General features: G+C 61.6%; 18 protein-coding genes. 8 read left to right on the top strand and 10 right to left on the bottom strand.

Features of this window, described 5'->3' with window-relative positions; genetic code table 11:
• Positions 1–86: 86 nt before the first annotated feature.
• The gene (locus QNM96_RS02265) at positions 87–905 is read left to right on the top strand and encodes a glycerophosphodiester phosphodiesterase (RefSeq protein ID WP_283834383.1); all 819 of its coding nucleotides are present in this window, start codon (positions 87–89) and stop codon (positions 903–905) included.
• A 137-nt stretch (positions 906–1,042) separates the two neighbouring features.
• Here the strand turns inward: QNM96_RS02265 and QNM96_RS02270 are convergent, their stop codons facing one another.
• Positions 1,043–1,903 carry a universal stress protein gene (locus QNM96_RS02270; RefSeq protein ID WP_283834384.1) on the bottom strand — a complete coding sequence of 287 codons (861 nt, stop codon included), beginning with the start codon at positions 1,901–1,903 and terminating at the stop codon, positions 1,043–1,045.
• Between the two features lie 483 nt (positions 1,904–2,386).
• On the opposite strand from QNM96_RS02270, the gene QNM96_RS02275 reads away from it, so the two are divergent.
• Positions 2,387–3,130 carry an SIMPL domain-containing protein gene (locus tag QNM96_RS02275; protein WP_283834385.1) on the top strand — a complete coding sequence of 248 codons (744 nt, stop codon included), beginning with the start codon at positions 2,387–2,389 and terminating at the stop codon, positions 3,128–3,130.
• A gap of 32 nt (positions 3,131–3,162) precedes the next feature.
• On the opposite strand, the gene QNM96_RS02280 is transcribed toward QNM96_RS02275, so the two are convergent.
• Positions 3,163–3,699, bottom strand: a complete 537-nt coding sequence (locus QNM96_RS02280; protein ID WP_283834386.1) for a hypothetical protein — start codon at positions 3,697–3,699, stop codon at positions 3,163–3,165.
• A gap of 113 nt (positions 3,700–3,812) precedes the next feature.
• On the bottom strand, positions 3,813–4,886 hold the full coding sequence (gene carA, locus QNM96_RS02285) for a glutamine-hydrolyzing carbamoyl-phosphate synthase small subunit (protein ID WP_283834387.1): 1,074 nt from the start codon (positions 4,884–4,886) through the stop codon (positions 3,813–3,815).
• A gap of 99 nt (positions 4,887–4,985) precedes the next feature.
• On the opposite strand from carA, the gene QNM96_RS02290 reads away from it, so the two are divergent.
• Positions 4,986–5,399: an Lrp/AsnC family transcriptional regulator gene (locus QNM96_RS02290; protein ID WP_283834388.1), complete on the top strand. Its 414-nt coding sequence runs from the start codon at positions 4,986–4,988 to the stop codon at positions 5,397–5,399.
• A gap of 183 nt (positions 5,400–5,582) precedes the next feature.
• On the opposite strand, the gene QNM96_RS02295 is transcribed toward QNM96_RS02290, so the two are convergent.
• From QNM96_RS02295 to QNM96_RS02310, 4 genes are all read right to left on the bottom strand, one after another.
• Positions 5,583–8,303 (bottom strand): TRAP transporter fused permease subunit, encoded by a 2,721-nt coding sequence (locus tag QNM96_RS02295; RefSeq protein WP_283834389.1) that lies wholly within the window; start codon positions 8,301–8,303, stop codon positions 5,583–5,585.
• A gap of 9 nt (positions 8,304–8,312) precedes the next feature.
• The gene (locus QNM96_RS02300) at positions 8,313–8,945 is read right to left on the bottom strand and encodes a DUF1850 domain-containing protein (RefSeq protein WP_283834390.1); all 633 of its coding nucleotides are present in this window, start codon (positions 8,943–8,945) and stop codon (positions 8,313–8,315) included.
• Between the two features lie 278 nt (positions 8,946–9,223).
• Positions 9,224–10,243, bottom strand: a complete 1,020-nt coding sequence (locus QNM96_RS02305; protein WP_283834391.1) for a TAXI family TRAP transporter solute-binding subunit — start codon at positions 10,241–10,243, stop codon at positions 9,224–9,226.
• Positions 10,244–10,306: 63 nt separating this feature from the next.
• Positions 10,307–10,603, bottom strand: a complete 297-nt coding sequence (locus QNM96_RS02310) for a hypothetical protein (protein ID WP_283834392.1) — start codon at positions 10,601–10,603, stop codon at positions 10,307–10,309.
• A gap of 273 nt (positions 10,604–10,876) precedes the next feature.
• Between QNM96_RS02310 and QNM96_RS02315 the strand changes: the two genes are divergently transcribed.
• From QNM96_RS02315 to aglJ, 3 genes are all read left to right on the top strand, one after another.
• The gene (locus QNM96_RS02315; protein ID WP_283834393.1) at positions 10,877–12,079 is read left to right on the top strand and encodes an MFS transporter; all 1,203 of its coding nucleotides are present in this window, start codon (positions 10,877–10,879) and stop codon (positions 12,077–12,079) included.
• 115 nt (positions 12,080–12,194) lie between these two features.
• Positions 12,195–13,484 (top strand): UDP-glucose 6-dehydrogenase AglM, encoded by a 1,290-nt coding sequence (aglM, locus tag QNM96_RS02320; RefSeq protein WP_283834394.1) that lies wholly within the window; start codon positions 12,195–12,197, stop codon positions 13,482–13,484.
• A 160-nt stretch (positions 13,485–13,644) separates the two neighbouring features.
• Positions 13,645–14,649 carry an S-layer glycoprotein N-glycosyltransferase AglJ gene (gene aglJ / locus QNM96_RS02325; RefSeq protein WP_283834395.1) on the top strand — a complete coding sequence of 335 codons (1,005 nt, stop codon included), beginning with the start codon at positions 13,645–13,647 and terminating at the stop codon, positions 14,647–14,649.
• A gap of 107 nt (positions 14,650–14,756) precedes the next feature.
• On the opposite strand, the gene QNM96_RS02330 is transcribed toward aglJ, so the two are convergent.
• Positions 14,757–15,086, bottom strand: a complete 330-nt coding sequence (locus tag QNM96_RS02330) for a hypothetical protein (protein WP_283834396.1) — start codon at positions 15,084–15,086, stop codon at positions 14,757–14,759.
• A 155-nt stretch (positions 15,087–15,241) separates the two neighbouring features.
• Between QNM96_RS02330 and QNM96_RS02335 the strand changes: the two genes are divergently transcribed.
• Positions 15,242–15,451 carry a ribbon-helix-helix domain-containing protein gene (locus QNM96_RS02335; protein ID WP_283834397.1) on the top strand — a complete coding sequence of 70 codons (210 nt, stop codon included), beginning with the start codon at positions 15,242–15,244 and terminating at the stop codon, positions 15,449–15,451.
• Positions 15,452–15,559: 108 nt separating this feature from the next.
• Here QNM96_RS02335 and QNM96_RS02340 read toward each other — a convergent pair whose 3' ends face one another.
• Both QNM96_RS02340 and QNM96_RS02345 read right to left on the bottom strand, forming a co-directional pair.
• On the bottom strand, positions 15,560–15,997 hold the full coding sequence (locus QNM96_RS02340) for a hypothetical protein (protein ID WP_283834398.1): 438 nt from the start codon (positions 15,995–15,997) through the stop codon (positions 15,560–15,562).
• A 193-nt stretch (positions 15,998–16,190) separates the two neighbouring features.
• Positions 16,191–16,874, bottom strand: a complete 684-nt coding sequence (locus tag QNM96_RS02345; RefSeq protein WP_283834399.1) for a hypothetical protein — start codon at positions 16,872–16,874, stop codon at positions 16,191–16,193.
• A gap of 123 nt (positions 16,875–16,997) precedes the next feature.
• Between QNM96_RS02345 and QNM96_RS02350 the strand changes: the two genes are divergently transcribed.
• Positions 16,998–17,693, top strand: coding sequence for a VOC family protein (locus tag QNM96_RS02350; protein ID WP_283834400.1), 696 nt, complete (start codon positions 16,998–17,000; stop codon positions 17,691–17,693).
• Positions 17,694–17,832 lie beyond the last annotated feature (139 nt).

Genomic DNA, 17,832 nt, shown 5'->3' on the forward strand with positions numbered 1-17,832 from the left:
AACTCCATTTGTTACGAACGAGCCATACTTACTGGGTTTGAGAACGGTCTCGAGTATTCAAATAGGGACGGTCCGTACGTTCGAGTATGACTCCCCGCTTTTCGCGACTGCGCTCTCGACGGCGGTTTCTCGCCGGCCTCGGAGCAGGTGTCACGGCAGTCTCGGCGTGGGGATTGTCGCCGCTCATCACGTCGGGCGAGGTGCCGCGGGATCGACCACGGATCGTCGGTCACCGGGGTGCGGAGGGACTCGCGCCGCCGAATACGCGAGCAGGCGTTCGACGGGCCCTCGAAGTCGGCGTCGACGGAGTCGAACTCGATATCCGAGAGACCGCCGACGGCGAATTGCTCTTGTTTCACGACCCCGTCCTCGACTGGGACTCCTCGGGAACGGGATGGGTTCAAAACACCGACTGGGACGATATCCGCGGTTCCGAGATCGATGGCGAACCGCTCATCAGGCTGTCAGAGGCGCTCGAGTTGATCGCAGACGCCGACCGAGAACTGTCACTGTACGCGGAACTCAAGGAAGGTGGATACACTGATCAGGTGCTCGAAACGGTCGCCGACTACGGCCTCCTCGATCGGCTGACGGTCATTTCGTTTTCCGCTGAGGCGATCAAGCCTGCACAGGAAGCCGGGATCCCGACCGGGCTGGTCGGATCGGCTCCGACACCGTGGCTAACCGACGATGCGGCCGCGGCCGGAGCCGATATCGCCTTCGCACACTACGCGCCACACGCCCTCCCGAGGTTCGTCAGGGACACTCAGGAAGAAGGACTCACCGCGGGCGTCTGGAAGCTCATCGATACGGAACAGACGATTCGCGACGCGATCGAAGCGGGCGCAGATATCGTCGTGACCAACTACCCGGACAAAGCCCTCGAGATCCTCGAGAACCACTAATCCAGTGTTGCAGAATCGGATAGACAGCTGGTAGTACGAGCCCGGAAGGTAACCGTACATAAAGCAGATCGGAAACCAATAGCGCCCGCAACTGCACTCACAGTGGTTGCTCCCGGACGGTACATTTTATACTATCGTCAGACCAACCGGTCTCGAATCCGCCTCCAGAGCGTTTCCGGGACGCCCTGTCGACGCTTTACCATAATAACCGCGCTATCGGCTTCTCGTCCGATTTCTTCCGGAACGTTGCCGACGAGCACCCGCCGAAGGACGCCGCTTTCGGCCGCCCCGATGACGATAAGGTCGTGATCGTCCGCCCGCTCCGTGATCGTCTCGACCACCGGCCCCTCGAGGACCGTCTCGGAGACGGACTCGACCGCGCCGAGCTCGCTCGAGGTTCGGGTCAGCAACTCGCGGCCGGCTTCGACGGTTTCCTCGGTTCGGTCGGCGACGACGTGAACCAGTTCGACGCTCGCGTCGTTCGCTCGAGCGAGGGTCCCGGCGACGGTCGCCGCGTCGGTCGTGTTCGGTCCGCCGGCGACGGGAACCAGAATCGAGTCGACCGACGCTTGATCTCGATCGATTCGTTTGACGTACACGTCACACGGCGCGTTCGCGAGGACCTCGTCGATGTAACTCCCCAGAACGACGTCGCGGCGGCGAGGGCGACCGCGCCAGCCGAGCAAGACCGCGTCGACGCCCTGTGATTCAGCGACGTCGATGACGCCGCCTGCGACGTCGCGGCCGAATCGGACCCGGCCCATCACCGGAACGTCCGCCTCTCGAACGATGTCGACCGCGTACTGGACGATCTCCTCGTGCGATTCGACGTCGAGTTCGTCCTGTGCTTGCTCGAGCGTGAGCTGCATCGGTACGTCGACCACGTTGAGGACGAGGATCTCGAGGTCGCGGTCTCGAGCGATATCGACAGCGGTCGTGAGCAATCGATCCGCGGTCTCCGGATTGGCAACGGGCACGAGAAGGCGATTAGTCGGCATACTCGACTCTCCGTAAGGGTGACACGCCTGCGGGCTTAAGTCTCCCGTCGAACGACCTGACGAAAGCAGTGTCCACTCGAAGATGAGAGAGACGGGGCCGGGAGTGCGACTCTGCGAAACTCACGTGGAGCCGTACGACCCTACGGAAGAGTACGCTCTTCCGAGCAGCGAGGGATCGGTGGTCCCTCGAGCAGTCGGCGTGCTCACAAATCGAAGGTTTGTGGCATCACGAAACGACAAAGCCGTTTCGAACGACTTCGCGCCGACGACCTCGCGAACGCGTCGCGTTCGCTCAACGAGAAAGAGCAGGCCTGCGTTGTGGACTGCGGTGCTGTAACCCCTGGCGGAGTGAAGGGGCAAGAGCCTACACCGCCGTGTTGGCAGACTTCCGAGGACCAGAAGCGACAGTCCATTCTCAAATAACGGTCAAACGCCCGTTTCAGCTTGGGAAGGTGCTTTTTGTCAGTCCCTCGAGCGAACACCATGGACAGACGACAACTCCTCGCGGCGACGGCCGCCGGCGTGGCCGTAACGACAGCGGGATGTCTCGGCGACATCGTCAGCGGTGGCGGCGGCGATAACGGCCAATTGACCGGTGCGGCCGACTCGAGCGACAACGAGATCGAAGTACAAGCGAGCGGCGAAGTCGAAACCGAGCCGGACGAGGCCGTCGCAAGCGTCGGGATCGAAGCGACCGGCGACAGCGCTGACGAAGTCAACGGCGAACTCGCGGAGCGATCCGAAACGCTCCGGGAGGCGTTCGAGGACCTCGAGATTCCAGATGAGAACATCGAGTCGGGTCGGTACAACATTCGGGAGGAACGCAACGGAACTGGCTACGAAGGGAGCCACACGTTCCAACTCGAGATCAACGATGTGGACCGCGTCGGCGAAATCATCGACGCCTCGGTCGACGCCGGAGCCGACGATATCGGACGGGTGAGCTTCGGCCTGAGCGACGAGTTGCGCACGACAATGCGCGACGACGCGCTCGATCACGCCCTCGAGAACGCGGACGACGAAGCCGACCACATCGCCGACAATCGGGGCGTCGAGATTACCGGGACGAAATCGGTCTCGACGAGCAACGCCGATGTCGTGCCGGTGCGATACGACGCCGGCGCGGACGTCGCCGAAGCGGACGACGCGGCGGCCCCGAGTACGGATATCGATTCCGGACCGGTTAGCGTGAGCGCGAGTGCGACGGTCGTCTACTCGTTCGAGTGACGGGCAACGTAACCGCAACCCTAATCAAAAACTCAGTCGTCCGGCTGATCGACGAATTCGTCGTAAAACGCCTCCGAGAGGTGTTCGCGCTGCCACTGGTGTCTGTGCTCGTCCTCGAGTACCGACGCCCAGACGGTGAGCACGATCAGACACGCACCGAGTCCTGGAACGGCGACGACCACCGTCGTCACCAGCGGTTCGAAGACGAATAGCCCGACGAATCGATCGACGAGCCCGCCGATATCCGGGCCGAACAGCACCCATCGAGCCGGAAACGGGGCGACGGTGACGATCACGAGCGGGTAGGCGAGCGTGTTCAGGACCGGACCGCCGTAGCCGCGGACGAACGCGAGCGAGAGATACGTCCAGACGGCGATCGAGCCCGCAACGCCGCCGACGCGCTGTTCCGTAATGTTCGTCTCGAGTGCGACCACCGACGGGTCGCCGTAGACGGCCCACACGCCGCCGAAGTAGCCGATCCAGAAAACGACGACCGCTCCCGCCACGGTGAGCGCGTGCTGGAGACGGCTCTGGGTGGTAAAGCTCTCGAGTCCGAGCGGCCGGTTCATTACTCGGGGAGAGGGACGAGCGACTGTTGAAGGTTGCGAGTTCGACGCTCTCGAGATCGGTGGAAAACGGCGGATAAACCCCAGTGGTCGAACGAAGGAACGAACAGAACCGCTCAGTCGTCAGCGGGAACTGCTCGGGGGGATGTCTCGCCCATCGCCAGCACGTCGTCGAAGAAGTCGAACGTATCCTGCGGGCCGGGGTTGGCTTCGGGGTGGTACTGTCGGGTGAGCACGTCGTACTCGGTTCCGTCGAGTCCCTCCGGCGTGTCGTCGTTGACGTTGATCTGGGAGACCTCGAGGTGTTCGCCGGGTTCGGCGACGGTGTAGCCGTGGTTCTGGGTCGTCATGACGACCTGTCCGGACTCAAGGTCGAGCACGGGCTGGTTGACGCCGCGGTGGCCGAAAGCCATCTTTTCGGTCGAGCCCCCGAGCGCGCGGGCGACGACCTGCTGGCCGAGACAGATACCCGCGACGGGCGTGTCTTCGACGAACTCTTCGACGAGTCCGACCGCCTGTTCGTAGTTTGCCGGATCGCCGGGGCCGTTCGAGATGAACAGGACGTCCGGGTCGATTTCGGCGACTGTCTCGACTGACGAGTCGTGGGGCAGGACGTGAACCGTCGCGTTGCGTTCGACCAGCGAGGAAACGATCGAGCCCTTCGCGCCGCAGTCGACCAGCGCGACCGTTTCTCCGTCGTTGTCTTCGCCGTGGACGACGGGTTCGTCGACGCTGACCTGCTCGCCGATTTCGGTGTGATCGCTCATGCCCTTGCAGGCCTCGAGTTCCTCGAGTGCGTCTTCGGGGGTCACGTCCTCGCCGACGGCGATTCCGCACTTCATCGCGCCGCCGTCGCGGATGTCGGTGACGACCTCTCGGGTGTCGAGATGGTCGACCGCCGGGACACTTTCGTCTGCGAGCCACTCCGAAACGTCCTCAGTGAGTTCTCGGGCGATAACCGCTCGCGGGTGGACGCGATCGGACTCGAAGCGTTCCTCTCGGACGCCGTAGTTGCCGATCAGCGGGTACGAAAAGGCCAGGACCTGCTCCTCGTAAGAGGGGTCGGTGAGACTCTCTTCGTATCCTGTATAGGCTGTCGTGAAAACCAATTCCCCACGAGCTGTTCCCGGGGCGCGACCACGCCCCTCGAGAACGTGGCCACCCTCCAGTGCTACGTAGGCAGCTGTCATTACGAACTACGTATTTGTGCGACCATCATAAGTGTTGTCTTCGAAGCTGAGTTACGAAATTCGTAATCGGTAAGTGCTCGACGGTCGAAGGGAGACTCCATGGACGAGTTGGACCGGCAGATCCTGAACGTCCTCCGGTGGGACGCCCGGACGCCGTACACCGAAATCGCGGACGAGGTGGGGACCAGCGAGGGAACGGTGCGCAATCGCGTCGAGCGTATGATGGACGAGGAGATCATCGAGCGGTTTACCATTTCGACGCGAACCGGGAACGTCAAGGCGATGATCGAGGTCAGCGTCGCGGTCGACGTCGACACGGCGAACGTCTCCGACCGAATGGCTGAGTGGGAGGAAGTCGACTTCGTCTGGCAAGTCTCGGGCGAGCAGGACATCGTTCTCGTCGTCGACGCGGCGGACACTCGAGGCGTCAACGAACTCATCACGAACGCGCGCGAGCAGGACGAGGTCGTGAGTACGAAGACACGGCTGATTCTCGACGAAGAATTGGGATAACGGCGAACTAAGCCGCCCTACGGGTAACTGACAGTAGCTGGCACTCATACGGACTGCTGTCAGTCATTGCCGGTACAACCGCGACCGCCCTGTGGTTGCAACGGTTGACTCGCTTCGCTCCTCCACCGAGGCTCGTCTCACACGGTTCGACTCACCACCGGTAAATCGTTACAGTAGACCGTATCAGTCGTCGGCTTCACCGGTTGCTGGTCCGGAGACGCTCGAGTCGATTTCACCGGTCGTTCCCGAACGATTGCGAACGGAGAGTCCAACGAGTAGTCCCAACCCGACAAGCCGAAGCGGGAAGGTAATCGCGAAGATCGTCAGCATCGACGGGATACCCGCCAGTCCCAACAGAGCCTCGACGAGCAGCAAGAGCAGTTCCGGGACCATCAGCAGAATCGACGCGATCGAGTAGAGAGCACGAGCCATCACGCCGACCGAGGAGTACTGGTACCCGATGATCGTCACGCCGAGTGCGTACACGCCGAGGAACATACCGAGCACGGGAATCACGACCTCTGGAACGAAATAGCCGACATCAAAAACGTCGGACCAGCCGATGACGCCCCATCCCTCGCTCCCGTCTCGCAACAGGAGAATCCCCGGCGAGAAGACGAACGCGAACGGGACGAGTATTTTGTTCAGCGAGAGCAAGAACGCGGTCGTCGCAGTCTTGAACTCGTCGGCCTTGGCGACACCCGCACCCGCAAAGGCGGCGACGGCGACCGGCGGTGTCACGTCGGCCATCAGTCCGAAATAGAGGATGTAGAGGTGCGCGGCGAGAATCGCAATTCCGGTCCCCTGCTCGATCGGCGTCTCGAGCATCGCGATGAGGATGATGTACATGACCGTCGTCGGCATCCCCATGCCAAAGAGGATCGCCGCGAAGCCGGTGAGCAAGAGCAACACGAGCATTGAGTCACCGCTCACCGAACTGATGAGCGCGGCGAGGTTCGGCCCGAGTCCGGAGACGCTGATAACGCCCGGAATAACGCCGGCCGCGGCGACGGCGATGACGACCGTCGTCGCCGTTCGAGCCCCCGATTCCATCGATTTCAACACGAACGCGCCGAACCGATAGAACGAATTGTTCGCGAGCGACGAACGCCCGAGCGTCTGGGTACTGCGCTGGATCGTCGTCTCGACCGCGTCGTCGAGTTCGAGGAGCGGGGCGTCCATCCGGGGCTGGAACAACAAGACGACAACGCTGACGATAATCGCAATCGTGCCGAGATCTGCGGCCGCAGCGAACGCCGCAGCGGTCAGCGAGTAGGGCTCGCCGGCAGGTTCCATGCCGGTAATCGCCAGTACTATATCGGCGATTCCGCCGCCATATATCGCGTGTGCACCGAACTGGCCGACGAAGAGAAACGCGATCGTTCCGAATAGCGGAATCCGCGTCCGGTCGTTGTACGCGGCGACGACCGCGATGAGCGCTACGACGGTCACGATCGTGAACCACCCGGCGCGGTTGATCGAAAACCGCGCGATAACCAGGAAGTACAACAGGGCCACGAGCGGGAGGAGGTAAAACCAGCCCGTTCTGATATGCGATCGCGGATCGGGAAGCTGATCCCGAGAGAGGCCGCCGATCCCGGCCCGCATCGCCTCGAAGTGGACCATCACCCACATTCCAAAGAAGAAGGCGATCGCGGGTAGGGTGGCGGCGACGATCACGTCGGGGTACGGCGTTCCCGTAAACTCGACGATGAGGAAGGCGGCCGCACCCATCACCGGTGGAAGCATCTGTCCGCCTGAGGAAGCGGACGACTCCACCGCACCGGAGAACTCCGGCGTGTACCCCGACCGTTTCATCAGCGGGATGGTAAACGCGCCCGTCGTCACCGTGTTCGCGATCGAGGACCCCGAAAGCATTCCCATGAAGCCACTCGAGACGGTGCTCGCCTTTGCGGGACCACCCTTTCTGGTTCCCGTCAGCGAGTACGCCAGATCGATGAACCACTTGCCAGCGCCGCTCATCTCGAGGAAGGCTCCGAACAGGATGAAGATGTAGATGAACCGAACGCTAACGGTAACCGGCGTCGAGAAAACGCCCGCTTCGACGGTGTACCACAGGTTGTATACGATTTCGCTCCACGATTCGGGCTGAATCGAGAGCGCTCCGATCGCCGAATCTCGAGGGACGAAGTGTCCCCACCTGGCGTAGACGATGAAGAGCCCGACCAGCGACATCAGCAGGAATCCGAGCGTTCGACGAGTCGCTTCCAGAACCAACAGGAGGCCGAGGACACCGAGAACGAAGGCGTACGATACCTCGTCTATCGGGATCCCTAACGTCACAACGGCGGTAACGACCGGCTCGAGTATCGGATACACGTCGTGAATCGGACGTGTCGCCGAGAAGCGTTGAAACGCGATCGTCCGGATCTCGTCAAATTCCGTGACGATGTAGTAAGTCGGCAACACCGAGAGCCCGGCCAGGCAGATATCGACCGGCGTGATCCGATTCAGTCCGGGGTCGACGGCCGCCCATCGAACGCCGTCACCCAGTCGTTCGACGACCCGCGTCGGGAGCGAATCCGTACCGAACCGGTTTCGCGTGGCTGGCTCGAGGCGTGCGACGCGCCTCGCGACGAATCCGTCGCCCTGAGTCGTCGGAAACAACAGGAACGCGAGGATCAACGCGAAGGTGACGTGGATCGCGTTGACTTGCAGTTGCTGGAGTGAAAAAAAGCGATACTCGCCGAGCAACGGGAGCGTGACGCCGAACTGGTAGCTCCGAGCCGCGAGCCACAGTTGAAACGCCGAGAACGTGATGCCGATCAGGGCGACGACGACGACCGCGACACCCTGAAGGGTACGACGCCGTTCGACCTCCTGAAGGATTTCCTCCTGTTCTTCGTCCGAAAGCGTCTCCGTCTCGTCGGAATCTATGCTCATAGTAGCTGTCTATGTGGTGGACGGCTCGATTACCACGGCCCCGATCGAATCCCGTATCTCTCTCCCGTGAGTTTCGACGGCCAGTTCCGTGTTCGGTCCGAGCGCGTTCGGTCCGAGCGAGTTTGATTCGCACGGACCGCTGGACGAACCGAGCGTGTCACCGACGATTCGGTCGCCAAGGGAGCGATCGCTGAGCGTGATCGAGACGGGTCCGTCGGATTTCTCGACCAGATCGTGCCGCTCGCCGTCGATCACGAGTTCGTGTCCCGCGATCGAACCCGGAACGACCGAAAGCGCCTCGTACGACTCGTTCGACCGGACGACGAATCCCTCGCCGGTCCGTTCGATATCCGAACTCGACGGCAACCCGGCCCCGTGGGAGTGAAACACCATTCGATCCGCACGGAGCACCGGATCATCGACGACGTAAACGTCTCTTACCGGCGTCTTCTCGACGCTGTGCGTGTACGAGAGCGTCACTTCCGTACCGTCCTCAACGGGTACCTCGAGGATCTCTTCCCCGCTGTCGGCGTCCGTAACGACGAGAGCGTTCGAAGGCGATGCAGAGACGCTGAGCGCCGCTGTTGCGACGACGGTTGCGAGGATGGCGACAGCGACGAGCGATAATCGGAGTGTATCCACAATCGGTATTCAGTTCAGTGTGCGTTCGGTCGGGGGCTGTTCAGTGTGCGTTCGGTCGGGGGCTGTTCAGTGTGCGTTCGGTCGGGGGAGTTGTTCAGCGCGTATCCGGCCAGGGAAGCTGTTCGGCCGGTACCTCGAGCGGATTGTTGCCGAGACAGCCGCAGCGGCGGTCGTCGAGACAACCAGGGGCGATTACTGAGACGGTGATGGTGTTGGACGCCGAAACGCCGAGACAGTTCGCGGCTGAGCCCGCGGACCGGTGAGGACTGGTGATCGACTCACTCGAAGTATGCCTCCGCACCCGGATGTAGATCGATCGGCATCGCGTCCTGTGCCGAATCGACGTCGATAAAGTCCGATTTCTGCCCGACGTCGTCGGTGTTGTCGAAGATGGCGGTCGTGACTTCCTCGACGATCCCATCGTCAACCCCGTCGTGGGTGGCGATCATCGCCTGCACCGAAACCGTCTCGACATCGTCGTCGACCCCGTCGTACGTTCCGCCTGGGATCGTATCGTCGGCAAACCACTCGGCATCGTCTCGAATCTCCTCGCGAAGATCGTCCGAGAGCTCGATCAACGAAATCTCTTCGGTCGTCGCGAGTTCTTCGACGGAGCCGACCGGCCAACCGCCGACGACGAACGACGCGTCGACATCGCCGTCGCGGATCTGATCGGCGGCCGTCTCGAAATCCGCGTTCTGTTCGTCGAAATCGCCCTCGTCGATCCCGGCGGTCTCGAGGATTTGCAAGGCGTTGACCTGCGTTCCGCTACCCAAGTCGCCGGTGTTGATCGACGCCCCCTCGAGATCCTCGATACTCTCGATGCCCGAATCGGCTGACGTAACGAGGTGGATCGTTTCCGGGTAGAGCGATGCCACACCGCGAAGGTTCTCGACTTCCTCGCCGTCGAACTCGTCGATCCCGGTCCCCGTGGACGCGAAGTGTGCGATATCGTTTTGAATCAGGGCGAACTCGGCGTCCCCGCTGCTCAACCTCCCAACGTTTTCCACGCTCGCGCCGGTCGATTGGACCTGCAGGCCGTGAGGCGTGTGCTCCTCGACGATCGTTTTGAAGTCGCCGGAAAGCGGGTAGTAGGTCCCACTCGTTCCGCCCGCGTGCCACGAGAGGATCTCACCGTCTGCGTCCGGATCAGCCTCGCCGATATCCGTTTCACCGTCATCGTCTCCGCTGTTTTCCGCTTCGTCTTCGATATCCTCACCGATACAACCGGCGAACGCTCCGATGCCGAGTGCGCCGCTCGTTGCGATAACCGCTCGACGTCTGATACGCTGAACCATGACGCTGACATACAACGGAAGAGAGTGATGGTTATTTGGCTACCCAATATCTATAGCCGATTATTATCGGGCAATAATGTGAGTATTCACCGATAGCTTCCCACGTGATTGAAAGCTCGGTTTCGAGGTTCCGATGGTCTCGAGCGAGAGCCACCCCAGACTGTCCTGCTCGATATCCTCGAGAGCGTTCATCAACTCCTCGTAGTCGTGGAACGCCTCGAGTGATCGGCCTTGTTCGTCGGGGAGCCACGGTCCGCTGGGAGTCGCGTCGTCCTCGGCCGCCGCTTCGCCGGCTGCCGATAGGAACGAACTACCGACCGTCGTTGCGCCGATCCACACGAGTGCAGTTCTTCTATCCATAGGTGTCAAAAATACACACAGTTGAATTAAAACTAGTACCATTCTACCGTTGTGATAAGTACGTTGTAAGGTGTATTAGCGGGAGATTCCCGGATTCATCGTCCGATCTCTTCCGAGAGAAACACGCCTTCACGGAAAGATGAGTTCGGTGCCCGGCTGTATCCGGCCCGAGACTCGAATACTCGCCACAAGACAACCGGTAGAAAATTCCGGATCCCCGGAACCAGAAACGATTTCATTAGCGCGAGACAAGCCCCACTAACTGGCCTTCTGATGAGTTACCTGAGTTTGGTTCGTCGCGAAGTGACCGGTCTCTGGGCGGGCGGGACCGGCAAAACGTTGATCGCCATCGCGCTCGGCTGGGGGCTGTTGAACGGGACCCGGATGATCTACCCGGTTTTGCTCCCGTACTTTAGCGAGGACTTCGGACTCACGCTCACCACCGCCGGGCTCCTCGTCACCATCATCTGGCTCTGTTATGCGATCGGACAGGTTCCCGGCGGGGTCCTCGCGGATCGGCTCGGCGAGCGAAAAATACTGACGGCGAGCGTTTCGTTCGTCATCGTCGGAGTGAGTCTCGTCCTCGTCGCACCGACGGCGCTCACCCTCTTCGTCGCGACCGGGGTAATCGGTCTCGGACTCTCCCAGTACCCTATCGCGCGGATTACGGCCCTCTCCGAGCTCTATCCCGATCGTATCGGTCGTGCACTCGGCGTCACGATGGCGTCTGGGGATATCGGACAAACGATCCTCCCGCCCGTCGCGAGCGTCCTCGCGGTCGGAGTCGCCTGGCAGTTCGGGCTCGGATTCGTCCTGCCGCTTCTCTGTCTTACCGTCGCAGTGATCTGGCTGACGCTTCCGAAACACGATTCCGGAACCCAGGACGCCGACGACCTCTCGAGCGAACACGTCACGTACGTCTTCTCCGAGCTTCGCGAGCCGAGGTTCGTCATCATCGGGGTGATACTGTTCCTCTTTATCTTCGTCTGGCAGACGTTTTCGGCGTTCTACCCGACGTATCTGGTCAGCGAAAAAGGGCTCTCTACTACGGTCGCAGGAACCCTGTTCGGGTTGTTTTTCGCCGTCGGCGTCGTCGCCAAACCCGCCGCCGGCATGGCCTACGATCGAATCGGCCTCCGCGGTTCCTTACCGATCGTTCTCGGCGGCTCGATTGTCGGTCTCTTCGTCCTCCCGTTCGTCGAGGGAATCTGGACGCTCGTCGGCGTGACCGTCCTCATCAGTACGATGCTGGGGTCGGGGGCGGTCACCCAATCGTACCTCGCCGAAGCGATCCCGCCGGACATCCAGGGAACCGGACTGGGGCTCATCCGCTCGAGCGCCTCGATGCTGGGTGCGACGGGGCCAGTTCTCTTCGGTCTGATCGCCGAACGCGGCTACTTCGACGAAGGCTACGTGATCCTGGCCGTACTCGTGGGAATCGTTACGCTTCTCACCTTGTTGATGCCGCGGGAATAGTCGAGCGGAAACGTCTCTGACCGTCTCCGTTACGAAGACGATCGAACGGCTGATTGTAGCCTCCGAAGAGTCTCAACCCAAAACTAACTAATCGGTACCGACCGTTTGCACCCGCATGAAGATCTCTATCATCGGGAGCGGCTACGTCGGAACGACGATCGCCGCCTGCCTCGCGGACATCGGCCACGACGTGATCAACGTCGAAATCGACGAGGAGATCGTCGAGTCGATCAACGCCGGCGACGCGCCGATCCACGAGCCGGGACTACAGGAGCGAATTGCCGAACACGCCGGCTCGCGGCTTCAAGCGACGACCGACTACGACGCAGTCTGCGAGACCGACGTCACGTTTCTCTGTCTGCCGACGCCCCAGGCCGACGACGGCAGCCTCGATCTGGCGATCATGGAAGCCGCTTCGGAGTCGCTCGGCGAGACCCTCGCCGACAAGTCCGACGACCACCTCGTCGTCGTCAAGAGCACGGTTCTGCCGGGAACCACCGAGGAGGTCGTCGCACCGACCGTCACCGAGGCCGCCGAAACGCAGATCGGTGACGGGGTCGAGTTCGCCATGAATCCCGAGTTCCTCCGGATGAGCACGGCCGTCGCCGATTTCCTCGAGCCCGATAAGGTCGTGTTCGGGACGACTGACGACTCGGCGGCGGCGACGTTGCGAGAGCTTTACGCGCCAATTCTCGAGCGCGAGGAAACCGATCTCGTCGAAACCGACGTTCGCGAGGCCGAGTTGATCAAGTACGCGAACAACGCCTTCCTCGCGTCGAAGGTCTCGCTGGTCAACGAACTCGGAAACATCTCCAAGGAGTACGGCGCGGACGCCTACAAGGTCCTCGAGGCGGTCGGCCTCGACGACAGGGTCTCCGAGCGGTTCATGCGCTCGGGCCTTGGCTGGGGCGGCTCGTGTTTCCCCAAAGACGTCAACGCGCTTCGAGCGGGCGCACGCGAACAGGGGTACGAACCAGACCTGCTCGACGCCGTCGTCGCTGTCAACGACAAACAACCCCGTCGACTCGTCGACGCGCTCGACGAACACGTCCCCCTCGAGGGGGCGAGGATCGCCGTTCTCGGGCTGTCGTTCAAACCCGACACGGACGATATCCGCAAATCTCGAGCGCTCGACGTTACCGAGTCCCTCCGCGCGAAAGGGGCAACCGTCGTGGCGTACGATCCCGTCGCGATGGACAACGTCAGGGAGCGATACCCGGATCTCGAGTACGCCGAGACGGCCGAATCTGCCCTCGAGGACGCGGACGGGGCGGTCCTCGCGACGGACTGGGAGGAGTTCGACGACCTCTCGTTCGATGGCATGGCACGACGCGTCGTCGTCGACGGCCGGCGGGTCGACGTCGACACGCACGGGCTCGAGGTGTACGAAGGGCTGACCTGGTAGCCGTGTCTCTCCAGTCGCCACCACTGCGAACCGGAACGTCCGCGGTTCGGGGCCGTCTGCGAACCGAAGCGACCCCAGACTGCGGTCGTCTACGAACGCAGACCGTCCGTTCAGCGATCGATCAGTACTCTTTTGCGCTCTCGGGGGAGATTTGGTTGCGATGGCAAACGATGGCGCTCACGTGGATCCGATCGCTCGTGGCGGAGAGGTGGTGGCCATGAGCGAGAAGTCGCGTGAGATCTCGCCCGAGGAGGTCTGTATTCTCATCCCGACGCTCGAGGAGGCCGCAACTATCGGCGACGTGATCGAAGGGTTCCAGACGCACGGATACACGAACGTTCTCGTCGTCGACGGCGACTCCGACGACGACACTCGCGAAATCGCGAGCGAGCGCGGCGCTCGCGTCGTCGTTCAGTCGGGTTCGGGGAAGGGACAGGCCGTCCGCGAAGCGGTCGCGTACGTCGACGTCCCCTACGTCCTGATGCTCGACGGGGACGGTACTTACGATCCGACAGACGCCGAACGGATGCTAGAACCCCTGGCCTACGGCTACGAGCACGTGATCGGCAACCGGTTCGCGGATATGGACGACGACGCGATGAAGGCGTTGAACGGCTTTGGAAACCGCATGATAAACCGGTCGTTCCGGTTCATTCACGGGGCCGAGTACGACGACATCCTCTCGGGATACCGAGCGTTCACGACGGATTCGTTCGAGCGGCTCTCCCTCGATTCGGACGGCTTTACGATCGAGACCGAACTCGCCGTCGAGTGTGTCAAACACAACGTGAAGACGACGGTCGTCCCGGTTAGTTACAGCGCCCGGCCTGAGGACTCCGAAACGAACCTGCACCCGGTTCGGGACGGCGGGACGATCATCTTGGCGCTGTATTCACTGGCAAAAACGAGCAATCCGCTGTTTTATTTCGGCAGTTTGGGCGTCGGTGGGATTATCTCCGGTGGCCTGTTATCGATCTACGTCCTCACGCAGTGGATCTGGTACGGGGTCGGCCACGAAATCCTCGCGATGGTATCGGCCGCCGGCATCCTCCTCGGCGTCCAGTTACTGATGTTCGGCGTGCTCTCGGACATGATCGTCACGCTCCACCGCGAACAGCGAAATCACTTGGAGCAAGTGACGCGGGAAGCGAACCGAGAGGACTGAGCCCCGAATCGAACTCCGAAACTCGAACCGTCCAGATGAAACGAGCGGACGACCGATTTCTCGAGTTCGTTCCGTTCAGTACGTCAACGTTCGTTCTGTTCGGCGCGTCAAAACGGTAGTATCGACCGCATCTGCTGGACGACCCCGCCCGAGTGTTCTTCGCGATAGGCCTCGAACTCCGGATGCAAGGCGTTGAGCAGTTGTTGGCGCGATTCGAAGCGAGCCTGCGTGACTTCTTCGAGAATAACCCCGAGGGCGACGGCGTTTCCGTGGACGTCGTAGGGGATCTGTTCGTGGCCGAGCGCAGCCGACACGTCGTCCTCTGTCGCCGGAAAATCGAGGTCGGATCGCCGCAATCGGGCATCGACGGCGGCGATGCCGAACTCGACGCTCTCCGGGTCGTCATCGTCATTGTTCGATGGTGGCCGGACTCCCATATACCCCTGTTCGGAGTTGGAGATAAAAATGGGTATGGATATCGGCGTCCCGGCCGTTTTCGATCGCGCCACCGCCCCGTCTCGAGAACGTCGTGAGCGTTGCCGTGGCCGGTCGTGGCGACACGCCTTTGGGGCTTCCAGCGAACGATTCAGGTATGACCGAATACACGACCGTGTCCATTCCGAAAGAACTCGCGGATCGCGTCGACGAAACGATCGAGGGGACGAGCTTTCAGAGCACCAGCGACCTCGTCCGCTTCCTGCTCCGAAGTATCGTCATCCAGCACCAGCAGACGGGTGAACTCACCGAGGCCGAGTTCGAAGAGATCACCGAACAACTGAAAGGACTCGGCTACCTCGAGTAGCGCTTTTCGGATACACTCGTAATCGGTTCGGAACGTACTTCTCGACCGGTCGAACCCGATAATACGACCGCTCACGAGCCGCCCTGACAACGCGCTCTCGAAGCAGAGTTACCCGAGGAAATGACCGCCGGGGAGCGATTCAGCCGGCGGTTCCGCGTCGATGATCTCGAGGGGAAGCCGGTCGCCGCGGCGGTTAAACGCGCCGAATGAATCGGTGGCGTCCGTCCACGGCGGAACGGCGATAAAAATGACCTCTGCGAAGTCGTCGCGTTTGGTCACCTCGAGTTTGTGGATCGGGTGGGAATTAAACCGACCCTGTGACTGTCGAGCGGGCGTCGAAAGATCGACGCCGAAGACGGCGTTGACAGAATCGCCGATGTCGGGAAGCACGAAGTCGGTGAACACCGGCGTCTCGGGCGGCACCTCCCTCGCACCCTGAAGCTCACCAGCGGGTGTGACTGAGACCCCGGTCGTCACGTCGTCGGGGTCGGCGTCGCTGGCGAGATCCAGCAGGATGTCGACCAGACCGCGTGTGATGTAGACCACGCAAACGTTTACGGCCGGATGCTAATTAGCTGTATCCCCCATACGAATTGGTTCTCGAGCCGCGAGTTTCGGACCAGTGCCGATTCCGTGCGATCGTAAACCGCTGCCGAAGCGACTCAGCCGTTACCAACCGTCCCGCAACAAAATCTACCCGCTGGCGACAGTCGACCCGTTGGCGATAATTCGCCGCCGTTCACACGGGAAGGAGTCGCCTGACCATTCCGCCATAAAGCCACGGAGTTCGCCGTCGCGAGCCCGAGAGCGCGTCCTCGAGTGCGGCGTCGGCGTTTTCGAGCACGCTTGGTCCGTGGCCGACTAGCACGCGGCTCGGATCGAACTGCTCGAGTTGCGTTCGCGGCGGCACCGCACGAAGCATCGGGTGAACACCGAGTCGTTCACCGCGGGCGAGAAAGTACTCGGACGCGCCGACGGATTCGGGGACGACAAGCGTCCCGTCAGTCGGATCGGACAGTCCGACCTCCTGCCAAAATCGACTATTGCGGACCACGTGGGCCTCGAGTCCGGTATCCGCGAGTTTGGCACCGAACCGAACGATGGGGGCGTCGACGTCTTCGGCGACGCCCTCGAACCAGTCGGGCAGATAGACCTCGATACCGTGGCGGTTCGCAATCGTCGCCGCGTCGCGCTTGTGACGGTCAAGCAGGACAACGACGCCCGTTACCGTTCCTAGTTCGGCAAGCAACTCGTCGAGTCCGTCCACATCGACGGGATCGATCACCCAGACCTCCCCGTTGCGCTCGAGGGCGTGACTCGCCCGTTGCATCCGTTCGTCGGGGTGGGCGATCCAGCTCACGCCCCCGTCGAATCGGTCGACCGCCTCGAGACTAGACGCAGATTCGTCGACGCGAAAGGTCATAGCACGTCGTACGAGTAGCTCCGTGATAAATCGAGGAGATCATCGACATGTGAAGGACGAAACGAGGTTCCTCGTTTCGACCCGGGCGACGCTTCTATGCGGCTGCCTGAAGTAAAGAGCCGTATGTTAACTAGCCTCGCCTGGCTCGGACTCGAGGTGAAATACCGCTCGCCCGCCCGACGGTTCTACGAGGAAACGCTCTCGATGACAGTCCGGTCGGAGCGAGCGAACGAACTCGTCGTCGAGGCCGGCGAGACCGACCTCCTGCTCCGTCGGCCGACGAGCATTCCGCGGGGCGGTCTCCACACCCACTACGCGTTCTCGATTCCGTCCGAAACCTACGACGACTGGTGGGACCGGCTCGAGCCTGACTACGATCTCGAGGAGGTCCAGTTCGGATCGGCGAAGTCGCTGTACCTCTACGATCCGGACGGAAACTGCGTCGAACTCGGCCAATCCGACGTCGACGGGCCGGGGATCGACGGGATTTTTGAGGTCGTTCTCGAGGTCGAATCGCTCGAACGTGCAGAATCACTGTACGCCGATTTAGGGTTCGAAACCGTCGATCGGGGGAACGAACGAACCCGGGTTCGAATGGACGGGCCAATGGCCCTCGAGTTGTGGGAACCCCAGCTCGGAATCGCGGACGCTCGCGGCGGCGTCCACGTCGATCTGGGATTCGAAACGGCGAATCCCGAGGCCGCGGTTGCGGCAGTCGCCGACCGCGTTTGCCGACTTGAGCGCGTCGAAAGCGAGAATAGTGAGACGATGGCCGTCCGTGATCCGGACGGCCATCACCTGACGTTCGTCTCCTCTTGAGTTTGCTTACCGTCCGCGACGTTTGACTATCGTCGGCATCCACCGGCGTCTACAAAGGAACAATGGCGACGCTCGAGGAGTCGACGATCGATCGACTGCTCGAGTCGAATCTTCAGAGCGCTACTCGAGAACGATTGGC

This window comes from Halostagnicola sp. A-GB9-2, from assembly GCF_030068615.1.
Lineage (GTDB): Archaea > Halobacteriota > Halobacteria > Halobacteriales > Natrialbaceae > Halostagnicola.